The sequence below is a fragment of the Kitasatospora sp. NPDC057936 genome (assembly GCF_042887525.1).
Lineage (GTDB): Bacteria > Actinomycetota > Actinomycetes > Streptomycetales > Streptomycetaceae > Kitasatospora.
This window is the reverse complement of the sequence record NZ_JBHVPD010000005.1, coordinates 118,595-143,398: the sequence shown is the minus strand read 5'-3', so window position 1 is coordinate 143,398 and position 24,804 is coordinate 118,595. Positions and strand designations below refer to the sequence as shown.

The 24,804-nt window shown below is 75.6% G+C and carries 1 protein-coding gene; it reads left to right on the top strand.

Features of this window, described 5'->3' with window-relative positions:
• Positions 1 to 105: 105 nt before the first annotated feature.
• Positions 106 to 24,795 carry a non-ribosomal peptide synthase/polyketide synthase gene (locus ACFVU9_RS04640; RefSeq protein ID WP_387589879.1) on the top strand — a complete coding sequence of 8,230 codons (24,690 nt, stop codon included), beginning with the start codon at positions 106 to 108 and terminating at the stop codon, positions 24,793 to 24,795.
• Positions 24,796 to 24,804 lie beyond the last annotated feature (9 nt).

Below are 24,804 nucleotides of genomic sequence, written 5' to 3'. Positions count from 1 at the left end.
ACCAAGGCGTGGCAGCTTTCTGCAAGCGGCGTTGTCCGGGCTTCGGGGCCGCTGTTAGACATGGTTTCCGGTTGGTTTTCGTCGAGGTATTGAGGGTGAGTGGCCGTGTCCGACCTCCAGGATGTCCTGCTGCCGCTGACCGCCGCCCAGTCGGGTGTCTGGTACGCGCAGCAGCTGAATCCGCAGAACACCATCTTCAACACCGGCGAATTCCTGGAAATCGGCGGTCCGGTGGACGCGGGGCTGTTCGAGGCGGCGCTGCGCCGGGTGGTCGCGGAGGCGCAGACGCTGCGGCTGCGCTTCACCGGGACGGAGACCGGGCCGGCGGCGCGGATCGTGCCGGCCGAGGAGCTGGAGTGGTCCCTGCACGTGGTCGACGTGAGCGCGGAGGCGGACCCGTGGGCCGCCGCCCGGGCCTGGATCGCCGCGGACTTCGCCCGGCCGCTGGACACCGAGCACGACCACCTGTTCCTGTTCGCGCTGTTCAAGGTGGCCGAGGACCGCCACCTGTGGCTGCACCGCTACCACCACCTGCTGGTCGACGGCTTCACCGTCAACATGGTCGCCCGGCGCACCGCCGCCGTGTACTCGGCGCTCGCGGCCGGCGAGGAGGTCCCCGAGAGCCCCTTCGCGCCGCTCGGGCAGCTGCTCGCCGAGAAGGAGGAGTACCGCGACTCCGAGCGCCGGGCCGCCGACCGCGCGTACTGGACGGAACGGATGCGGGGCTGCCCCGAGCCGGTCAGCCTGTCCGGCGAGCAGCCGCGGCTGGCCCGCTCGCTGGCCCGGCACACCGCCCACCTCGACCCGGCCGGCACGGACCGGCTGCGCGAGCTCGCGAGCGAGGCCGGCGTCACCTGGCCGCCCGCGCTGGTCGCCGCCGTCGCCCTGTGGCTCGGCCGCCTCACCGACTCGCCCGAGGTCGTGCTCGGCCTGCCGGTCTCCACCCGGCTCGGCCAGAGCGCCCGCAGCGTGCCCGGCATGGTCTCCAACGTGCTGCCGCTGCGCATCGCCGTCGAGCCCGGCGCGACCGTCGAGGAGCTGCTCGCCGGGGTCTCGCGCGAGATGCGCGCGGCGATGAAGCACCAGCGCTACCAGTTCGAGGACCTGCGCCGTGACCTCGGCATGCTCGCCGACGACCGCCGGCTGGTCGGCCCGCACGTCAACATCATGATGTTCGACTACGACCTGCGGTTCGGCGGGCACCCGGCCCGCCCGCACAACATCTCGATCGGCCCGGCCGACGACGTGTCGTTCATCGTCTACGACCGCGGCACCGGCGCGGGCCTGCAGATCGACTTCGACGCCAACCCGGACCTCTACGGCGACGGCGAACTCGCCGCCTACCAGCGGACGTTCCTGGACTTCCTGCACCGCCTCGGCACCGCCGCGCCCACCGACCGCGTGGACTCCGTCGCGCTGGACACCGCCGGACTGCCCTCGCGCACCCGTGCCACCGCCGGTGACGCGGACGGCCAGGCGGCCCCCGCCGTCGCCCGCGCCCCGCGCACGGCCGCCGAGGATGCGCTGTGCCGGCTGTTCAGCGAGGTGCTCGACGAGCAGATCGGCTCGATCGACGACAACTTCTTCCTCCTCGGCGGCAGTTCGATCCAGGTGACCCGCCTGGTCGGCCGGATCCGCAAGGAGCTGAAGGCCGAACTCACGCTGCGCACGGTCTTCGAGCACGCCACCGTCGCCACCCTCGCCGAGGCCCTCGGCCTGGGCGCCGGCACCGCCGCCGAGCCCGCCCCCGCCGCCCGCGCCGCGCTCACCGCCCGCCCGCGCCCCGAGCGGATGCCGCTGTCCGCCGCGCAGAACCGGCTCTGGTTCCTCAACCAGATGGAGAGCGGCAGCGGCCGCGCCGCCTACAACGACGGCCTCACCGTCGAGCTCACCGGCCGCCCCGACGCCGACGCGCTGCGCACCGCCCTGGCCGACGTCGCCGCCCGGCACGAGAGCCTGCGCACCGTCTTCCCCGTCCTCGACGGCACCCCGCACCAGCACGTGCTCGACCCCGCCGACGCGCGGCCCGCGCTCCACGTCACCGAGGTCGCCGACGAGGACGACCTGGACGAGCTGCTCGCCGGCGCCGCCGCCCTCGGCTTCGACCTGGCGGACGAAGTCCCGGTGCGCGCCCACCTGTTCACGCTCTCCCCCGAGCGGCACGTGCTGCTGCTGGTGGTCCACCACATCGCCGGCGACGGCTGGTCGGTCGCCCCCTTCACCCGCGACCTCAGCCTCGCCTACGCCGCCCGCCTGCGCGGCGAGGCCCCGCGCTTCGCGCCGCTGCCCGTCCAGTACGCCGACTACACGCTGTGGCAGCGGGAGCTGCTCGGCGACGAGCGGGACGGGCGGAGCCTGCTCGCCCGGCAGATCGAGCACTGGCGCGCCGCCCTCGCCGAGCTGCCCGAGGAACTCGCCCTGCCCGCCGACCGGCCGCGCCCGGCCGTGGCGAGCCACCGCGGCGGGCGGACCGCCTTCGAGCTCGACGGCGAGACCCACCGGCGGCTGCTCGCGCTCGCCCAGGACTCCGGCGCGAGCCTCTTCATGGTCGCCCAGGCCGCGCTGGCCGCCCTGCTGCACCGCGTCGGCGCGGGCGACGACATCCCCGTCGGCACCGTCATCGCCGGACGCACCGACGAGGCACTGAACGAGCTGGTCGGCTTCTTCGTCAACACCCTGGTACTGCGCACCGACGTCTCCGGCGACCCGACCTTCCGCGAACTGGTCGACCGCGTCCGCGAGTTCGACCTCACCGCGTACGGCCACCAGGACGTGCCGTTCGAGCGCCTGGTCGAGGTGCTCAACCCGGTGCGCTCGCTGGCCCGCCACCCGCTCGCCCAGGTCACCCTGGCGCTGGCGGACAACGCGGCGCCGCTGCTGGAACTGCCCGGCCTGGAGACGGCGATCCGCCACCTGGAGACCGACACCGCCAAGTTCGACCTGTCGCTGCGGCTCGCCGAGCGCTTCGACGCCGAGGGCCGCCCGGCCGGCCTGGCCGGCGGCTTCGAGTACGCCCGCGACCTGTTCGACGAGGTCACCGTCCAGGTGCTCGGCGAGCGCTTCCGCCGCCTGGTCGAGGCCGTCACCGCCGACCCGGCCGTCCGCGTCGGCGCCGTCGACCTGCTCGGCGACGCCGAGCGCGCCCGGATCCTCGGCGAGTGGAACGACACCGCCCTCGACGTCCCGGCCGCCACCACCCCCGCACTGTTCGCCGCGCAGGCCGCCCGCACCCCGAACGCCCCCGCCCTCCTCCACGAGGGCACCGGGCTGAGCTACCGCGAGCTCGACGAGCGCTCCGCCCGGCTGGCCGCGCTGCTCGCCGAGCGCGGCGCGGGCCGCGGCCGGACCGTCGCGGTCGCCCTCGGCCGCGGCGTGGACACCGTGGTCAGCCTGCTCGCGGCGATGCGCACCGGCGCCGCCTACCTGCCCGTCGACCCGGCCTACCCGGTCGAGCGCATCGCCTACATCCTCGACGACGCGCGCCCGTGCCTGGTGGTCACCAGCACCGCGCTCCAGGCCGCGCTCCCCGCGGACGACGACACCCCGCGGCTGCTCCTGGACACCGTCGAGCTGCCCGCCCAGCCGCTGGCCGACGGGCCGCTGACCGTGCACGACGCCGCCTACGTCATCTACACCTCCGGCTCCACCGGCCGCCCCAAGGGCGTCGTGGTGAGCCACCGCGGCGTCGCCAGCATGGCCGCCGCCCACCGGCTCCGGTTCGGCGGCGGCGCCGGGCACCGCGTGCTCCAGTTCTCCTCACCCAGCTTCGACGCCTCCATGTGGGAGATCCTGACCACCCTGGTCAACGGCTCGGCGCTGGTCCTCGCCCCGGCCGGACGGCTGGCCGCCGGCGAGCCGCTGGCGGCCCTGCTGGCCGAGCAGCGGGTCACCCACGCGACCCTCCCGCCGGTCGTGCTCGCCGCCATGGGCGACGCCGCGCTGCCCGCCGGGATGACGCTGGTCACCGCCGGCGAGGCCTGCTCGGCCGAGCTCGTGGCCCGCTGGGCCGACGGCCGCGCCATGGTCAACGCGTACGGCCCGACCGAGTCCACCGTCTGCGCCACCATGTCCGCGCCGCTCGTCCCCGGCGCCGGCGCGCCCACCATCGGGCGGCCGATCACCAACACCCGGGTGCTCGTCCTGGACACCGGCCTGCGGCCCGTCCCGGCCGGCGTCGCGGGCGAGCTGTACCTCACCGGCGCCGGCCTCGCCCACGGCTACCTCGGCCGCCCCGGCCTGACCGCCGAGCGCTTCACCGCCAACCCGTACGGCCCGGCCGGCTCGCGCATGTACCGCACCGGCGACCTCGTGCGCTGGACGGCGCACGGCGAGCTCGACTACCTCGGCCGGGTCGACGACCAGGTCAAGATCCGCGGCTTCCGGATCGAGCTCGGCGAGGTCGAGGCCGCGCTGCTCGGCCACCCGGCCGTCGCCCAGAGCGCGGTGATCGTCCGCGAGGACCGGCCCGGGGACAAGAGGCTCGTCGGCTACGTCGTGCCGCCCGCCGGCGCCGTCGCCGACCCGGCCGAGCTGCGCGCCCACGTCGGCGCCGCGCTGCCCGACTACATGGTCCCGGCCGCCGTCCTCGTCCTGGACGCGCTCCCGGTCACCGCCAACGGCAAGCTCGACAAGCGCGCCCTGCCCGCCCCCGACTTCGGCGCGAGCACCGGGCGGGCGCCCGAGACCGCCCAGGAGCTGCTGCTCGCCGGGCTGTTCGCGGAGGTCCTCGGCCTGGAGTCGGTCTCCGCCGACGACAGCTTCTTCGACCTCGGCGGGCACTCCCTGCTCGCCACCCGCCTGGTCGGCCGGATCCGCACCGAGGCCGGCGCCGAACTCACCGTGGGCGCCCTCTTCGAGGCGCCGACCGTCGCCGCGCTCGCCGCCGCCCTGACCGGCGCCGCCGGCGCCAGGGCCGCCCTGCGGCCGCAGGCCCGACCAGCGCGCGTCCCGCTCTCCCACGCCCAGCGCCGGCTCTGGTTCCTCGGCCACTTCGACGGCCCCAGCGGCACCTACAACCTCGGCCTCTCGCTGCGCCTGCGCGGCCGGCTCTCGGCCGACGCCCTGGCCGACGCGCTCGCCGACGTCACCGCCCGCCACGAGGCCCTGCGCACGCTCTTCCCCGACACCGACGGGCACCCCGAGCAGCTGGTCCTCGACTCCGCCGACCCCGCCGCCCGGCCGCGGCTGCACCGCGCCGAGGTCACCTCCGGGCGGCTCGACGCCGCGCTCTCCGAGGCGGCGGCCGCCGGCTTCGACGTGACCGCCGAAATCCCGCTGCGCGCCCACCTGTTCACCCTCGCCGAGGACGACCACGCGCTGCTGGTGGTCGTGCACCACATCGCGGCGGACGGCTGGTCGATGGCACCGCTGGCCCGCGACCTGTCGGTGGCGTATGCGGCCCGACTGGGCGGCAGCGCACCGGAGTTCACGCCGCTGCCGGTCCAGTACGCCGACTACACACTGTGGCAGGCCGAGGTCCTCGGCGACGAGCACGACCCGGCCGGCGAGCTCAACCGGCAGATCGACTACTGGCGCACGGCGCTCGCGGGACTGCCCGAGGAACTCCCGCTGCCCACCGACCGGCCCCGCCCGGCCCGGACGAGCTACCGCGGCGAGACGGTGCCGTTCGACGTGCCCGGTGAACTGCGCGCCCGGTTGGAGGAGTTGGCCCGCGAGAGCGGCACCAGCCTCTTCATGGTCGTCCAGGCCGCACTCGCCACGCTGCTGCACCGCCTCGGCGGCGGCGAGGACATCCCGCTCGGCTCGCCGATCGCGGGCCGCACGGACGAGTCGCTCGACGACCTCGTCGGCTTCTTCATCAACACGCTGGTGCTGCGCAACGACCTCTCGGGGCGGCCGAGCTTCCGCGAACTGCTCGGCCGCGTACGGGAGACGGCGCTGGCCGCCTACGCCCACCAGGACGTGCCGTTCGAGCGCCTCGTCGAGGCCATCAACCCCGAGCGCTCGATGGCGCGCCACCCGCTGTTCCAGGTCTCCTTCCAGCTGCAGAACATCCCGTCGGACCGGCTGGTGCTGCCCGGCGTCGCCGTCGAGACGCAGCCGATCCGGCTGGACACGGCGAAGTTCGACCTCTCGTTCACGCTCGCGGAGTCGGCGGAGGGGCTGGCGGGGAGCGTCGAGTACGCCGTCGACCTCTTCGACCGGGCGACGGCGGAGGCGTTGGGCGCGCGGCTCGTCGCGGTGCTGGAGGCCGTCGCGGCGGATCCGTCGGTCCGGGTCGGTGACGTCGACGTCCTGACCGAGGACGAACGCGGGCTCGTCCTCGGCGAATGGGCGGGCGAGAGTGTCGAGTTGGCCCCGGCCACCTTCCACGGACTCTTCGAGGCCGCCGTCGACGCCACGCCCTCGGCGCCCGCGATCGCGAGTGGCGAGCTCGTGCTCACCTATGCCGAGGTGGAGGAGCGGGCCAACCGGCTCGCCCACTGGCTGCGCGCCCAGGGCGTCGGTGCGGAGAGCATCGTCGCGCTGCTGCTGCCGCGATCCGTCGACATCGTCATCGCCCAGCTCGGTGTGCTGAAGGCCGGGGCGGCGTACCTGCCGATCGACCCCGACTACCCCAGCGACCGCATCACCTACATGCTCGACGACGCCAAGCCCGCACTCGTCCTGCACGAACTCCCCCCTGTTGAGGGTGAATCGGCGGAACGCCCTCACGTTGTCCTTGACCAGGCGAACCCGGCGTACCTGATCTACACCTCCGGCTCCACCGGCCGCCCCAAGGGCGTCGTCGTCACCCACACCGGCATCGCCGCCTTCGCCACCGCCGAACTCCAGCGCTTCGACGTCACGTCGGACAGCCGCGTCCTCCAGTTCGCCTCCCCGAGCTTCGACGCCTCGGTGTTGGAACTCGTCATGACCTTCGCCGCCGGCGCCACCCTCATCGTGCCCCCGCCCGGCCCGCTCGCCGGAGACGTCCTCGCCGACGTCCTGACGAACGAGCGCGTCACCCACTCCCTCATTCCCCCGGCAGCCCTCGCCAGCGTCCCCGCTGGGGACTTCCCCCACTTCCGCAGCCTCATCGTCGGCGGCGACGCCACCTCCGCCGAACTCGTCGACCGCTGGGCCCCCGGCCGCCGCATGACCAACGCCTACGGCCCCACCGAATCCACCGTCGCCGCCACCATCTCCACACCGCTCGCCCCAGGCACGGGTGTGCCCTCGATCGGCACGCCGATCCCCAACACGCGCACGCTGATCCTCGACGAACACCTCCGCCCCGTCCCGCCCGGCGTCCCCGGCGAGCTCTACCTCGCGGGCGCCGGACTGGCCCGCGGCTACCTCGGCCGCCCCGCCCTCACCGCCGAACGCTTCACCGCCAACCCCCACGGCCCCGCCGGCACCCGCATGTACCGCACCGGCGACCTCGCAAAGTGGGCCCAAGACGGCACCATCGACTACCTCGGCCGCACCGACGACCAAGTCAAAATCCGCGGCTTCCGCATCGAACTCGGCGAAATCGAAACCGTGCTGGCCCGCCACGAGGGCGTCGCCCGAAGCGCCGTCATCGTCCGCGAAGACCAGCCCGGCCTCAAGCGCCTCGTCGCCTACATCGTCCCCGCCACCCCCGGCACCCTCGACACCGAAGCCCTCCGCGCCCACCTCGCCGCCGCCCTGCCCGACTACATGGTCCCGTCCGCCTTCGTCACCCTCGACGCCCTCCCCCTGAGCGTCAACGGCAAGCTCGACCGCAAGCAACTCCCGGCCCCCGAGTTCACCGGCACCACTCGGGGACGGCAGCCCGTCGGCAGGGCGGAGGAGGTCCTCTGCGGGATCTTCCGCGACCTGCTGGGCGTGGCCGAGGTGTCCGTCGAGGACGGCTTCTTCGAGCTGGGCGGCGACAGCATCGTCTCCATCCAGCTGGTCAGCCGGGCCCGCAAGGCCGGGCTGATCTTCACCGCCCGCGACGTCTTCACCCACCGCACCCCGGAGGCCCTGGCCGCGGTCGCCACCACCGCCACCGTGCTGCCCACCGAGGAGGCGGGCGCCGGGCTCGGGCTCGTGCCGGAGACACCGATCGTCGGCTGGCTGCGCGAGGTGGACGGCCCGATCGACGGGTTCAACCAGGCGATGCTGGTCCGCACCCCCGCGGCGGCCACCTTCGAGCGCCTGGCGGACGCCCTCCAGGCCGTACTCGACCACCACGACGTGCTGCGCGCCCGGCTGGTCCGCGGCGCCGACGCGTGGAACCTCGACGTCCCCGAGCCGGGCGTCGTCCGCGCCGCCGACGTCCTGCGCCGCGCCGAAACCGCCGACCTCGCCGCCGAGGCCCGCGCCGCCCAGCTGCGACTGGCCCCGGACACCGGTGTGATGCTCCAGGCCGTCTGGTTCGAGGACACCGCCCGCCTGCTCGTCATGGCCCACCACCTGGTCGTGGACGGCGTCACCTGGCGCATCGTCCTCCCGGACCTCGCCCACGCGTACGAGGGCACCGCTCTGGAGCCCGTCCCCACGTCCTTCCGCCGCTGGGCGCAGCAGCTCACCGCGCTCGACCGCTCCGCCGAACTCCCGCTCTGGCAGGCCAAGTCGGCCAGCGAGGACGCGCCGCTCGCCGTCCTGGACCCGGCCGTGCACACCGCCGCGACCGCCCGGCACCTGAACCTCACCCTGCCGTCGGACGTCACCGCCGCCCTGCTCACCGACACCGCCGCGCGCTACCGCGCCACCGTCAACGACGTCCTGCTCACCGCGTTCGCGCTCGCCGTGAACGCCTGGCGCCCCGGCCAGGGGACGGGTGTGCTCGTCGACCTGGAGGGCCACGGCCGCGAGAACGTCGTCGAGCACGCCGACACCACGCGCACGGCCGGCTGGTTCACCAGCATGTTCCCCGTCCACCTCGACCCCGGCACCCCCGGCGACCCCGGCCGCGCGCTCAAGGCCGTCAAGGAGCAACTGCACGCCCTCCCGGACAACGGCATCGGCCACGGCCTGCTGCGCGGCGCGCTCGACGACGCCCCGCGCCCCCAGCTCGGCTTCAACTACCTCGGCCGCTTCACCGCCGCCGGGGAGGACGCCGACTGGACGCTGTGCACCGACGCCGACCTCGGCGACGGCCGCGACCCCGCCATGCCGCTCGCCCACGCCATCGACCTCAACGCCGCCACCCTCGACACCCCCGAAGGCCCGCAGCTCACCGCCGACTGGTCCTGGCCCGACGGCCTCTTCACCGAGGACCGCGTCCACGAGCTCGCCGAGGCCTGGTTCACCGCCCTGCGCACCCTCGCCGCCACCGACGGCAGCGGCCTCACCCCGTCCGACGTCCGCCCGCTGGTCGAGGTCTCGCAGGAGCAGATCGACCGCCTGGAGGCCGACCACGGCCCCCTCACCGACCTCCTCCCCCTCTCCCCCCTCCAGCAGGGCCTCTACTTCCACGCCACCTACGACACCGACGGCCAGGACGTCTACACCGTCCAACTCGCCCTCGACATCGAAGGCCCGCTGGACGTCCCCGCCCTGCGCGCCGCCGCCACGGCCCTGCTCGCCCGGCACGGCACGCTGCGCGCCGCGTTCCGCCAGGACGGCTTCGAGACGCCGCTCCAGGTGATCCCGGCCGCCGTCGAACTCCCGTGGCGCGAGCTGGACTTCACCGGCCGACCAGCGGACGCCGACGCCTGGACCGCCGAGGACCGGGCCGAGCGCTTCGACCCGGCGCGCGCCCCGCTGATGCGCTTCGCCGTGCTGCGCACCGGCGCCGACCGGCACCGGCTGGTGCTGACCAACCACCACATCCTGCTCGACGGCTGGTCGATGCCCGTCCTGGTCAAGGAGCTGTTCGCGCTCTACCGGGGCGAGGGCGCGGCCCTGCCCCGGGTCACCCCGCACCGCGAGTACCTGGGCTGGCTGGCCGGCCAGGACTGGTCCGTCGCCGAGGACGCCTGGCGGCGGGCGCTGGACGGCCTGGCCGAGCCCACCCTGGTCGCCCCGGCGGACCGGGACGGCGCCGCCGGCACGCCCGACCGCGTCACCGCCGAGCTGCCGGCCGAGCTCACCGCCCGCCTCACGGCGGTGAGCCGGGCCCGCGGCACCACGCTCAACACCCTGCTCCAGGCGGCCTGGGCGCTGGTCGTCGGCCAGCTGACCGGCCGGGCGGACGTGGTCTTCGGCGGCACCGTCTCGGGCCGTCCGCCGCAGGTCGCCGGGATCGAGTCGATGATCGGCCTGTTCATCAACACGCTGCCGGTCCGGGTCGCGCTCGACCCGGCCGAGACGCTCGGCGCCCTGCTGGACCGGCTCCAGGAGCAGCAGGCCGCCCTGCTGGACCACCAGTACCTCGGCCTGACCGACCTCCAGCACGCCACCGGCCTCGGCGAACTCTTCGACACCCTGGTGGTGTTCGAGAACTACCCGCTCGACGCCGACGTGCTGGACTTCGGCCGCGGCCTGCGCGTCACCGGCCTGGCCGGCCACGACGCGACGCACTACCCGCTGATCCTCACCGCCGTGCCCGGCGAGCGGCTCCAGCTGCGCCTGGACCACCGCACCGGCGCGTTCGACGCCGTCGCCGCGACCGCCCTGCTGGAGCGGGTGGCCGGTGTCCTCACCGCCGCCCCCGGCCTGCTGGACGCGCCCGTCGGCCGGATCCCGCTGCTCGCCGCCGAGGAGCGGGAGCGGCTGGTGCACGGGCTGAACGACACCCCGCGCAACCCCGGCGCGGCCGTGCCGGTGATCACCCGGCTCTTCACCGAGCTGGCCGGCTGGGCCCCCGCCGCCGAGGCCGTGGTCGCGGACGGCGGCAGCCTCTCCTACGGCGAACTCGACGCCCGGGCCAACCGCCTGGCGCACAAGCTGCTCGCCGCCGGGGTCCGCCCCGAGGACCGGGTCGCGCTGCTGATGGAGCGCTCGCCCGAGCTGGTCGCCGCGATCCTCGGCGTGCTCAAGGCGGGCGGCGCGTACGTGCCGCTCGACCCGCGCTTCCCGGCCGCCCGGATGCGGCACATCCTGGCCGAGACGGGCGCCGCCGTGCTGATCGCCGACGCGGCGGACGACGCGGCCGGGTACGGCCTCGACGAGGACGCGGACCTGACCGTCCTGGAGGCCGCCACCGCGCTCGCCGAGGGCCCCACCCACGACCCCGGCGTGGACGTCCGGCCCGGCCAGCTCGCCTACGTGATGTTCACCTCCGGCTCGACCGGCCTGCCCAAGGGCGTCGGCGTGACCCACCGCGACGTCGTCGCGCTCGCCGAGGACCGCCGCTTCGAGTCCGGCCACGAGCGGGTGCTGCTGCACTCGCCGACCGCCTTCGACGCCTCCACCTACGAGCTGTGGGTGCCGCTGCTCGGCGGCGGCCAGGTCGTCGTCGCCCCGGCCGGGGACCTCGACGCCGTCCGCCTGCGCGAGACCGTCACCCGGCACGGCGTCACCGCGCTGTGGCTGACCGCCGGCCTGTTCCGGCTGATCGCCGAGGACGGCCCCGGCTGCCTGGCCCGGGTCGGCCAGGTGTGGACCGGCGGCGACGTCGTGCCCGCCGCGGCCGTGCGCCGCGTCCTGGCGGCCTGCCCCGGCCTGACCGTGGTCGACGGCTACGGCCCGACCGAGACCACGACCTTCGCCACCACCCACCGGATCGGCTCCGCCGCCGAGGTGCCGGCCGCGGTCCCGATCGGCCGCCCGCTGGACGGCATGCGGGCGTACGTGCTGGACGCCGCCCTGCGGCCGGTCCCGCGCGGCGTCGCGGGCGAGCTGTACCTGGCCGGAGACGGCCTGGCCCGCGGCTACCTGAACCGCCCCGGCCTGACCGCCGAGCGCTTCACCGCCGACCCGTACGGCCCGGCCGGCTCGCGCATGTACCGCACCGGCGACCTCGTGCGCTGGAACGCGGCGGACGCGCTCGACTACCTCGGCCGCACGGACGACCAGGTCAAGGTGCGCGGCTTCCGCATCGAACTCGGCGAGATCGAGGCCGTCCTGGCCCGGCACCCCGCCGTCGCCCAGGCCGCCGCGATGGTCCGCGAGGACGTCCCCGGCGACCAGCGGCTCGTCGCCTACCTGGTGGCCGCGCCCGGCGCCCGGATCGAGCCGGCCGAGCTGCGCGCGCACGCCGCCGACGGCCTGCCCGGCTTCATGGTGCCGTCCGCCTACGTCACCCTGGAGACGCTGCCGTTGACCGGCAACGGCAAGGTGGACCGCCGCGCGCTGCCCGCGCCCGCGCTCACCGCCTCGGCCGGCCGCGCCCCCCGCACCCCGCAGGAGGAGATCCTGGCCGGACTGTTCGCCGGGATCCTCGGACTGCCCGCGGTCTCCGTCGACGACAGCTTCTTCGACCTCGGCGGGCACTCGCTCCTCGCCACCCGCCTGGTCAGCCGGATCCGCCCGGTGTTCGGCGTCGAGCTGGCCGTCCGCACGCTCTTCGAGGCGCCGACCGTCGCCGCGCTCGCCGAGCGGATCGCCGTGGCCGGACACGCCCGCGCCGCCCTCACCGCCCGACCACGGCCGGAGGAGGTCCCGCTCTCCCCCGCCCAGCGCCGGCTCTGGTTCCTCAACCGCTTCGAGGGCGCCACCGCCTCCTACAACCTGCCGCTCGCGCTGCGGCTGGAGGGCGGGCTCGACCGGGCCGCGCTGACCGCCGCGCTCGGCGACGTCACCGACCGGCACGAGAGCCTGCGGACCGTCTTCCCCGAGTTCGACGGCCGCCCCCGCCAGTGGGTGCTGCCCGCCGGCACCACCGCGCTCAGCCTGCCGCTGACCGAACTCACCGACGGCGAGGGCGCGTTGGACGCCGCGCTGGCCGGGGCGATCGCCGCGGGCTTCGACCTCACCACCCAGCCCCCGCTGCGCGCCGAGCTGTTCCGGATCTCCGCCACCGAGCACGTGCTGCTCGTCGTGCTGCACCACATCGCCGGCGACGGCTGGTCCCTCGCGCCCTTCGCCCGCGACCTCGGCACCGCCTACGACGCCCGCCGGGCCGGCACCGCCCCCGCGTGGGAGCCGCTGCCCGTCCAGTACGCCGACTACACGCTCTGGCACGCCGAGGTGCTCGGCGACGAGGGCGACGGGGACAGCCCGCTGGCCCGTCAGGTCGAGCACTGGAAGCAGGCCCTCGCCGGGCTGCCCGAGGAGCTCGCGCTGCCCGCCGACCGGCCGCGCCCGGCCGACGTCAGCTACCGCGGCGAGTCCGTCCCGCTGGCGCTGCCGGCCGAGGTGCACGAGCGGATCGCCGCCGTCGCCCGGGCTCACGACGCGAGCGTCTTCATGGTCGTCCAGGCCGCCGTCGCCGCCCTGCTGCACCGGCTCGGCGCCGGGGACGACATCCCGCTCGGCAGCGTCATCGCCGGGCGCACCGACGAGGCGCTCGACGAGCTGGTCGGCTTCTTCGTCAACACCCTGGTGCTGCGCACCGACCTGACCGGCGCCCCGACCTTCGCCGAGCTGCTGGCCCGCGTCCGGGAGAGCGACCTCGCCGCCTACGCCCACCAGGACGTGCCGTTCGAGCGCCTGGTCGAGGTGCTCAACCCGGTCCGCTCGCTGGCCCGCCACCCGCTGTTCCAGGTGATGCTGGCCTTCCAGAACAACGCGGCGGCCACCCTCGACCTGGACGGGCTGCGCGCCACCGCGCTGCCGGTGCGGCTGTCGGCGGCCAAGTTCGACCTGCTGTTCTCGCTGGAGGAGACCTTCACCGCCGACGGCGGACCGGCCGGGCTGACCGGTGTCCTGGAGTACTCCGCCGACCTCTTCGACCGGACCACCGCCACGTCCCTCGGCGACCGCCTCGGCCGGCTGCTCGCAGCCGTCACCGCCGACCCGGACCTGCCCGTCGCCGCCGTCGAGGTGCTGACGGACGCCGAGCGCGCCCTGGTCCTGGACGGGTGGAACGACACCGCCCGCCCGGTCGCCGAGACCACCGTGCCGGAGCTGTTCCGCGCACAGGCCGCCCGCACCCCGCAGGCCCCGGCGGTGCTGCACGCCGGCACCGAACTGTCCTACGCCGAGCTCGACGCCCGCGCCAACCGGCTGGCCCGGCTGCTGATCGCCGAGGGCGCGGGCCCGGAACGGTTCGTCGCGCTGACCCTGCCGCGCACCGCCGACCTGGTCGTGGCGCTGCTCGCGGTGCTCAAGTCCGGCGCCGCCTACCTGCCGGTCGACCCCGGCTACCCGGCCGACCGGATCGCCCACATGCTCGACGACGCGCGGCCCGCGCTGGTGCTCACCAGCACCGAAGCGGCCGGCGCGCTGCCCGCGGACGTCCCCGCGCTGCGGCTGGACGACCCGGCCGTGCGCGAGCGGCTCGCCGCCCTCCCGGACGGCGACGTCACCGACGCCGAGCGGCCGCTCCCGCTGGACCCGCGCCACCCCGCGTACGTCATCTACACCTCCGGCTCCACCGGCCGCCCCAAGGGCGTCGTCATCCCGCACCGCAACGTCGCCGACCTCGCCGCCTGGGCGGCCTCCGACATCGGCCCCGAGCGCCTGTCCGACGTCCTCGCCGCGACCTCGCTCAACTTCGACGTGTCCGTCTTCGAGCTGTTCGGCCCGCTGCTGTCCGGCGGCCGGATCGAGCTGGTCCGCGACGTGCTCGCGCTGCTGGACGCACCCGAGGGCCGGCACTACGGCCTGGTCAGCGCCGTCCCGTCGGCGCTCGCCCACACCCTCGGCCAGGCCGGCGCCCCGCGCTTCGGCGCCGACCTCGTGGTGCTGGCCGGCGAGGGCCTGGCCGCGCACACCGCGGACGCGATCCGGGCCGCCGTACCCGGCGCGCGCCTCGCCAACATCTACGGCCCCACCGAGGCCACCGTGTACGCCACCGCCTGGTACGAGGGCGAGGACGGCGCCGGGCGCACCCCGCCGATCGGCCGCCCCCGCCGCAACACCCGGGCGCTCGTCCTGGACGCCGGCCTGCGGCCGGTCCCGGCGGGCGTCGCGGGCGAGCTGTACCTGGCCGGCGAGGGCCTGGCCCGCGGCTACCTGAACCGCCCCGGCCTGACCGCCGAGCGCTTCGTCGCCGACCCGTACGGCCCGGCCGGCTCCCGGATGTACCGCACCGGCGACCTCGTGCGCCGCAACGCCGACGGCGAGATCGAGTACCTCGGCCGCACCGACTTCCAGGTCAAGGTGCGCGGCTTCCGGATCGAGCTCGGCGAGATCGAGGCCGTGCTCGCCAAGCACCCCGCCGTCGCCCAGGCGGCCGTCCTGGTCCGCGAGGACACCCCCGGGGACCAGCGCATCGTGGCTTACGTCGTCCCGGCGAACGGCGCCGAACCGGAGCCCGCCGAGCTGCGCGCGCGGGCCGCCGCCGCGCTGCCGGAGTACATGGTCCCGTCCGCCTTCGTCCCGCTGGAGCGGCTGCCGCTCAACCCGAACGGCAAGCTCGACCGGCGCGCCCTGCCCGCCCCCGACTTCGGGGCCGCGGCCGGGGCCGGGCGGGCCCCGCGCGACGAGCGCGAGGAGCAGCTGGCCGGCCTGTTCGCCGAGGTGCTCGGCGTGCCGCGGGTCTCGATCGACGACGGCTTCTTCGACCTCGGCGGGCACTCGCTGCTCGCCACCCGGGTGGTCAGCCGGGTGCGGACCCTGTTCGGCGTCGAGCTGCCGGTGCGCGCCCTGTTCGAGACCCCGACCGTCGCCGCCCTCGGCGAGCGGATCGGCGCCGCGGGCCGGGCCCGGCAGGCGCTCACCGCCCGGGTGCGCCCGGAGTCGGTGCCGCTGTCCGCCGCGCAGCGCCGGCTGTGGTTCCTCAACCGCTTCGAGCAGCGCACCGGCACCTACAACCTGCCGCTCGCCGTCCGCCTCACCGGCCCGCTCGACGCCGCCGCCCTGGCCACCGCCCTCGGCGACCTCACCGCGCGGCACGAGAGCCTGCGGACCGTCTTCCCGGACGCCGACGGCCGGCCGCGCCAGCAGGTGCTCCCCGCCGCCGGGGCGCGCCCGGTGCTGCACACCGCGCCGTACGACGCCGCGGCGCTCGCCGCGGCCGCCGCGCTGGACTTCGACCTCGCCGCCGAAGTGCCGCTGCGCGCCCACCTGTTCGCCGTCTCCGCCACCGAACACGTGCTGCTCGTGGTGATCCACCACATCGCCGGCGACGGCTGGTCGATGGCCCCGATCGCCCGCGACCTCGCCGCCGCCTACGCGGCCCGACTGGACGGCCGCGCACCGGAGTTCACCCCGCTGCCGGTCCAGTACGCCGACTACACGCTCTGGCAGGCCGAGGTCCTCGGCGACGAGGCCGACCCGGCGAGCGAACTCGCCCGCCAGACCGGCTACTGGCAGCGCACCCTCGCCCGGCTGCCCGAGGAGCTGGCCCTGCCCGCCGACCGGCCGCGCCCGGCCGAGCAGAGCTTCCGCGGCGACACCGTGCCGCTGCACCTGCCCGCCGACGCGCACGCCGCGCTCACCGCGCTGGCCCGCGAGGCCAACGCGAGCGTCTTCATGGTCGTCCAGGCCGCCCTGGCCGCCCTGCTCGGCCGGCTCGGCGCCGGCGAGGACGTCCCGATCGGCTCGCCGATCGCCGGGCGCACCGACGAGGCCCTGGACGAGCTGGTCGGCTGCTTCGTCAACACCCTGGTGCTGCGCACCGACCTGACCGGCGACCCGACCTTCCGGGAGCTGGTCGGACGGGTCCGGGAGACCGACCTCGCCGCCTACGCCCACCAGGACGTGCCGTTCGAGCGCCTGGTCGAGCTGCTCAACCCGGAGCGCTCGCTGGCCCGCCACCCGCTGTTCCAGGTGATGCTCTCGCTGCAGAACAACGCGGCGGCCGAGCTCGTGCTGCCCGGACTGGCCGTCGAGCCGCACCCGGCCGTGGTGGACGGCGCCAAGTTCGACCTGTCCTTCCAGCTGGCCGAGGAGTTCAGCGCCGACGGCACGCCGGCCGGCGTCGGCGGCCGGATCGAGTACGCGACCGACCTGTTCGACCGGGACACCGCGGCCGTCCTCGCCGGGCGGTTCGCCCGCGCCGTGACCGCCCTGGTCACCGCGCCGGACCGGGCGCTGTCCGAACTCGACCTGCTCACCGCCGAGGAGCGCCGCCGCGTCCTCGTCGAGTGGAACGACACCGCCCGCGAGGTGCCCGCCACCACGCTGCCCGCGCTGTTCGAGGCGCAGGCCGCCCGCACCCCCGGCGCCCCCGCCCTGACGGCCGCCGGCGAGCGGCTGACCTTCGCCGAACTCGACGCCCGCGCCAACCGGCTGGCCCGCCTGCTGGCCGGGCGGGGCATCGGCCCGGAGCGCTTCGTCGCCGTCGCCCTGCCGCGCACCGCCGACCTGGTCGTCGCGCTGCTCGCCGTCATGAAGGCCGGCGCGGCCTACGTCCCCGTCGACCCGGCGCTCCCGGCCGGGCGCATCGCCCAGCTGCTCCAGGACGCCGGCACCGCCGCCGTCATCACCGGCGACGGCGCCCGCGACGCACTGCCCGCCGACCGCGGCGGCGAGCGGATCGACCTCGGCTCCCCGGCGGTCGTCCACGAGCTGCGCGAGCTGGCCGGCACCCCGCTGACCGACGCCGGGCGCACCGCCGCCCTGCGGCCCGCGCACCCGGCGTACGTCATCCACACCTCCGGCTCGACCGGCAAGCCCAAGGGCGTCGTCGTCCCGCACGCGGGCCTCGGCAACCTGTTCCACCACCACTTCACCGAGCTGTACGCGGCGGACATCGCCGCCGCCGGCCGCCCGCTGCGCGCGGCGCTCACCGCCGCCGTGTCCTTCGACGCCTCGCTCGACCCGGTGCTCTGGCTGGTCGCCGGCCACGAACTGCACCTCGTGGACGACGACACCCGGCGCGAGCCGCAGGCCCTGATCGGCTACGTCCGGGAGCACCGGATCGACTTCCTGGAGCTCACCCCGTCCTACGCCGAGCAGCTCGTCGAGCAGGGCCTGGTGCGGGACGCGTCGGCCCGGCCGCGGATCCTCGCCCTCGGCGGCGAGGCCGTGAGCCCGGCCCTGTGGCAGGAGCTCGCCCGCACCCCGGGCGTCACCGGCTACAACCTGTACGGCCCGACCGAGGCCACCGTCGACAGCGCCACCGCGAGCACCGCGGACACCGCGCGGCCGCTGGTGGGCCGCCCGGTGGCGAACGCCCGCGCCCTCGTCCTCGACGAGCGCCTGCGGCCCGTCCCGGCGGGCGTCGCGGGCGAGCTCTACCTCGCGGGCGCCGGACTCGCGCGCGGCTACCTCGGCCGCCCCGACCTCACCGCCGAACGCTTCACCGCCGACCCCTACGGCCCGGCCGGCAGCCGGATGTACCGCACCGGCGACGTCGTGCGCTGGACCGCCGACGGCCGGCTCGACTACCTCGGCCGCACCGACGACCAGGTCAAGATCCGCGGCTTCCGCATCGAACTCGGCGAGATCGAGACGGTCCTGGCCCACTACGAGGGCGCGCTGCGTTCGGCCGTGGTCGTCCGCGAGGACCAGCCCGGCATCAAGCGCCTGGTGGCGTACGTCGTGCCGCGCGGCGGCGCCCTCGACGAGGCCGTGCTGCGCGCCCACCTGGCCGCCGCGCTGCCCGCGTACATGGTCCCGTCCGCCTTCGTCGCGCTCGACGAGCTGCCGCTGACGGTCAACGGCAAGCTCGACCGCCGCGCCCTGCCCGCGCCCGAGTACCGCGGCACCGGCCGCGGACGGCCGCCGCGCACGCCGGGCGAGGAGGTCCTCTGCGGGATCTTCCGCGACCTGCTGGGCGTGGCCGAGGTGTCCGCCGAGGACGGCTTCTTCGAGCTGGGCGGCGACAGCATCGTCTCCATCCAGCTGGTCAGCCGCGCCCGCAAGGCCGGGCTGGTCCTCACCGCCCGCGACGTGTTCCGGCACCGCACCCCGGAGGCGCTGGCCGCCGTCGCCGGCACCGCCGCCGCGCTGCCGGTGGAGGAGCCCGGGGCCGCGTACGGGCTCGTCCCGGAGACGCCGATCGTCGGGTGGCTGCGCGAACTCGGCGGCGCCGTCGACGGGTTCAGCCAGACCATGGTCGTGCGGACGCCCGCCGGCGCCACCTTCGAGCGCCTGGCCGACGCGCTGCAGACGCTCCTGGACCACCATGACGTGCTGCGCGCCCGGCTGGTCCGCGGCGCCGACGCGTGGAACCTCGACGTCCCCGAGCCGGGCACCGTCCGCGCCGCCGACGTCCTGCGCCGCGCCGAGGGCGCCGACCTCGCCGCCGAGGCCCGCGCCGCCCAGCTGCGACTCGACCCGGACGCCGGTGTGATGCTCCAGGCCGTCTGGTCAGAGCAGCAGGGCCGCCTGCTGGTGATGGCGCACCACCTGGTGGTGGACGGCGTTTCGTGGCGCATCCTGCTGCCGGACCTCGCCCACGCCTACGAGGGCACCCCGCTGGAGCCCGTCCCCACGTCCTTCCGCCGCTGGGCCGAGCAGCTCACCGCGCTCGACCGCTCCGCCGAACTCCCGCTCTGGCAGGCCCAGTCGGCCGGCGAGGACGCGCCGCTCGCGGAGCTGGACCCGGCCGTCCACACGGCGGCCACCGTCCGGCACCTGTCGCTGACCCTGCCGTCGGACGTCACCGGCACGCTGCTCACCGACACCGCCGCGCGCTACCGCGCCACCGTCAACGACGTCCTGCTCGCCGGCTTCGCGCTCGCCGTGAACGCCTGGCGCCCCGGCCAGGGGACGGGTGTGCTCGTCGACCTGGAGGGCCACGGCCGCGAGAACGTCGTCGAGCACGCCGACACCACGCGCACGGCCGGCTGGTTCACCAGCATGTTCCCCGTCCGCCTCGACCCGGGCACGGCCACCGACCCGGCCCGCGCGCTCAAGGCCGTCAAGGAGCAACTGCACGCCCTCCCGGACAACGGCATCGGCTACGGCCTGCTGCACGGCGCGCTCGACGACGCGCCCCGTCCGCAGCTCGGCTTCAACTACCTCGGCCGCTTCGCGGCGGGCGAGACGGACGCCGACTGGGCGCTGTGCACGGACATCGCGCTCGGCGACGGCCGCGACCCCGCCATGCCGCTCGCCCACGCCATCGACCTCAACGCCGCCACCCTCGACACCCCCGAAGGCCCGCAGCTCACCGCCGACTGGTCCTGGCCCGACGGCCTCTTCACCGAGGACCGTGTCCGCGAGCTCGCCGAGGCCTGGTTCACCGCCCTGCGCACCCTCGCCGCCACCGACGGCAGCGGCCTGACTCCGTCGGACGTCCGCCCGCTGGTCGAGGTCTCGCAGGAGCAGATCGACCGCCTGGAGGCCGAGCACGGCCCCCTCGCCGACCTCCTCCCCCTCTCCCCCCTCCAGCAGGGCCTCTACTTCCACGCCACCTACGACACCGACGGCCAGGACGTCTACACCGTCCAACTCGCCCTCGACATCGAGGGATCCGTCGACCGGGACGCGCTGCGCTCGGCGCTGCGCACCCTCCTCGCCCGGCACCCGAACCTGCGCGCCGCCTTCCGCCAGGACGGCACCGCCGCGCCGCTCCAGGTGATCCCGGCGGACGTCGAACTCCCGTTGCGCGAGGTGGACTTCACCAACCTGCCCGAGGACGGGCGGGCGGCGGCGGCCGACCGGCTCACCGCCGAGGACCGCACCCGGCGCTTCGACCTCGACCGGCCCCCGCTGATGCGTTTCACCCTCATCAGCACCGCCGCCGACCGGCACCGGCTGGTCGTCAGCCACCACCACCTGCTGCTGGACGGCTGGTCCATGCCGGTCTTCCTCGGCGAGCTGTTCGCCCTCTACGGCACGCGCGGCGACGCCGCCGGGCTCGCCCGGGTGACGCCCTACCGCGACTACGTGGACTGGATCGCCGGCCAGGACCGCACCGCCGCCGAGGCCGCCTGGCGGCAGGTGCTGGACGGGCTGGAGGAGCCGACGCTGCTCGCCGCCCCCGACCCGTCCCGCGCCCCCGTCCTGCCGGTCCGCACCCGGCTGGAACTGCCCGAGGAGCGGACGGCCGCGCTGGCCCGCTTCGCCCGGGAGCGCGGGGTCACCGTCAACACCGTGGTCCAGGCCGCGTGGGCGATGGTGGTGGGCCGCCTGACCGGCCGCGACGACGTGGTCTTCGGCGGGACGGTCTCGGGCCGTCCGCCACAGGTCCCGGGCGTCGAGTCGATGGTCGGCCTGTTCATCAACACCCTGCCGGTGCGCGTGGCGCTCGACCCCGCAGAGCGCTTCGGCGCGCTGCTGGAACGCCTCCAGGACCAGCAGGCCGGGCTCATGGACCACCAGTACCTGCCGCTCGCCGACCTCCAGCGGATCGCCGGGCTCGGTGAACTCTTCGACACCCTCGTGGTGTTCGAGAACTACCCGCTCGACGCCGACGGGCTGCGCACGGCCGCCGGCGGGCTCGGCATCGTGGGCGGCGACAACCACGAGTCCACCCACTACCCGCTGAGCCTCACCGTGAGCCTCGGCCGCTCCCTCGGCCTCGACCTCGCGCACCGGCCCGACCTGCTCCCGCAGGAGCGGGTGGACGGGCTCGCCGCGACCTTCGTCCGCCTGCTCGGCGAGGCCGCCGCGCTCGCGGAGGAGCCGGTCGGGCGGCTGCGGCTGGGCGAACCGGCGGGCGAGGCGCTGGTCCTCGGCGCGTGGGCCGGTTCGACGGAGGCGGCGCCGGTGCTGGAGCCGCTGCTCGGGCGCTTCGCCCGGCAGGTCGCGGCGACGCCGGACGCCACCGCCGTCATCAGCGGCGATGAGCGGCTCAGCTACGCGGAACTCGACTCCCGCTCCAGCCGGTTGGCCCGCCTGCTCGTCGAGCGCGGCGCCGGGGCGGAGGGCTACGTCGCCGTCGCCCTGCCGCGCACCGCGGACCTGCTCGTCGCCCTGCTCGCCGTCCAGAAGTCCGGCGCCGGCTACGTCCCGCTCGACCCCCAGCACCCCGCCGAGCGCCTCGGCTACGTCCTGGAGGACGCCCGGCCCTCGCTCCTGCTCACGACGCGGGAGACCGCCGCCGCCCTCCCGGCGACCGGCACCCCGGTGCTGTTGCTCGACGACGCGGCGGTCTCCGAGCAGCCGGACGGGCCTCTTGAGCTGGTCCACGACGGCCGGACGCCCGCCTACGCGATCTACACCTCGGGCTCCACCGGCCGGCCCAAGGGCGTCGTCATCCCCCGCGCCGCGCTCGACAACTTCCTCACCGACATGTCGGCACGCGTCCCGATGGACGGCACCGACCGGCTCGTCGCGGTCACCACCGTCTCCTTCGACATCGCCGCCCTGGAGCTCTACCTCCCCCTCCTCAACGGCGCCGCCGTCGTCATCGCGAGCAAGGACGAGGTCCTCGACCCCGAAGCCCTCGCCGCCCTCATCACCAAGACCGACGCCACCGTCCTCCAAGCCACCCCCTCCCTCTGGCAGACGCTCACCGCCCAGGTACCGCAGGCGCTTTCCGGCCTGCGCATGCTGGTCGGCGGCGAAGCGGTACCGGGTGCACTCGCCGAGGCGATGGCCTCGGCCGGGCGGTCGGTGCTCAACGTGTACGGCCCGACGGAGACGACCATCTGGTCCACCACCGCCGTCCTGGACGGCACCACGGCCAGCCCCTCCATCGGCCGCCCGATGCTCAACACCCGCGCCTACATCCTCGACTCGGCCCTGCGCCCCGTCCCCGAAGGCACCCCCGGCGAGCTCTACCTCGCCGGCACCGGCCTCGCCCGCGGCTACCTCGGCCGCCCCGCCCTCACCGCCGAACGCTTCACCGCCGACCCCCACGGCACCCCCGGCACCCGCATGTACCGCACCGGCGACCTCGCAAAGTGGGCCCAAGACGGCACCATCGACTACCTCGGCCGCACCGACTTCCAGGTCAAGGTCCGCGGCTTCCGCATCGAACTCGGCGAAATCGAATCCGTCCTCGTCAAACACGACAGCGTCACCCGCGCCGCCGTCGTCGTCCGCGAAGACCGCCCCGGCGTCAAACTGCTGGTCGGCTACGTCGTGCCGGACGGCACCGCCGACCCGGCCGGGCTGCGCGCCCACGTGGCCGCCGAGCTGCCGGACTACATGGTCCCCGCCACGATCGTCCTGCTGGACGCGCTGCCGCTCAACACCAACGGCAAACTCGACCGCAAGGCCCTCCCCGCCCCCGACTTCGCCGACCGCACACCCGGCCGCGCACCCGCCACCGAACGCGAGAAACTCCTCGCCACCCTCTTCGCCGACGTCCTCGGACTACCCGTGGTCGGCGCCGACGACAGCTTCTTCGCCCTCGGCGGCGACAGCATCACCTCCGTCCAACTGGTGGGCCGCGCCCGCCTGGCCGGCCTGGTGCTGACGCCCCGCGAGGTCTTCCGGCACAAGACGGTCGAGGCGCTGGCCGCCGCCCTGCCCGAGTCCCCGGCCGAGCTCGCGCTCGCGCCCGACCCGGAGGGCGCGGACCCGGCGGTCGGCGCGCTCCCGGCCACCCCGATCATCCGCTGGCTGCGCGAACTCGGCGGCCGAATCGACGGGTTCAACCAGTCGGTGCTCGCGCCGGTGCCCGCCGGGCTCACCGCAGACGTGCTGTCGGCCGTGCTCCAGGCCGTCCTGGACCACCACGACGCGCTGCGCGCCCGCCTGGTCCGCGGCCCGTCGGCCTGGACCCTGGAGGTGCCGCCGAAGGGCGCGCCGACGGCCGCCGGCCTGATCCACCGGGTCGACGTCGCCGGCCTCACCGCGGCCGAGGCCGCCGCCCGACTGGACACCGAGGGCCGCGCCGCCCAGGACCGGCTCGACCCGGACGACGGCGTCATGGTCCAGGCGGTCTGGTTCGACGCCGGCCCGCAGGCCCCCGGCCGGCTGCTGCTCGTCCTGCACCACCTGGTGGTCGACGGCGTCTCCTGGCGGATCCTGATGCCGGACCTGATGGCCGCGTACGAGGCCGTCGCGGCCGGCCGGGAGCCCGTCCTGGCGCCGGTGTGGACCTCCTTCCGGGCCTGGGCCCGCGGCCTCGCCCGCGCCGCCCTCACCCCGGAGCGCACCGCCGAACTCCCGGTCTGGACCGCCATGCTGGCCGGCTACCAGGAGCCCCCGCTGGGCACCAGGGCGCTCGACCGCACCCGCGACCTCGCGGCCGGCGCCCGGCAGTACACCGTGACGCTGCCCGCCGACGTCACCGGCCCGCTGCTGTCCACCGTGCCCAGCGTGCTCGGCACCGGCGTCAACGAGGTGCTGCTCACCGCGTTCGCGCTCGCCGTCACCGGCTGGGACCGCGCCCGCGGCCGGGAGCGGTCGGCCGGCGTCCTGCTGGACCTGGAGGGCCACGGCCGCGAGGAACTGCTCGCCGGGGTCCTGCCGGACGCCGACGTCTCGCGGACGGTCGGCTGGTTTACCAGCATGTTCCCGCTGCGGCTCGACCCCGGGGTCGCCGCCGCCGACTGGCCGGAGCTGCTGGCCGGCGGCCCCGCCGCCGGGCGGGCCCTGGCCGCGGTGGCCGGACAGCTCGCCGTCCTGCCCGACAACGGCGCCGGGTACGGGCTGCTGCGCCACCTCAACCCGGAGACGGCGGGCGTGCTCGCCGCCCTCCCCGAGCCGCAGCTCGGCTTCAACTACCTGGGCCGCTTCGGCGCCGGGGACGGCGAGGACGACGGCGACGGCGGCCTCGGCGGCAGCGACGCCGCGATGCCCGCCGGCCACGCCCTGGAGCTCAACTCGCTGGCCCAGGACCGCCCGGACGGCCCGCACCTGGTGGCCTCCTGGAGCTGGCCCGGCGAGCTGTTCGCCGAGGACGAGGTCGCCGCCCTGGCCGCCGCGTGGTTCTCGGCCCTGCGGGCGCTGGTCGCCCACGCCGCGGACCCCTCGGCCGGACCGGTCGAGGCCCTCGCGCCCCGGCCCGCCGCACCGGCTCCCTCGGCTGCACGGCCCGCACCGCTGCTGGATCTCGACCAGGACGAGATCGACGCGTTCGAAGAAGACTTCGAGTTCTGAGTTGGAGAG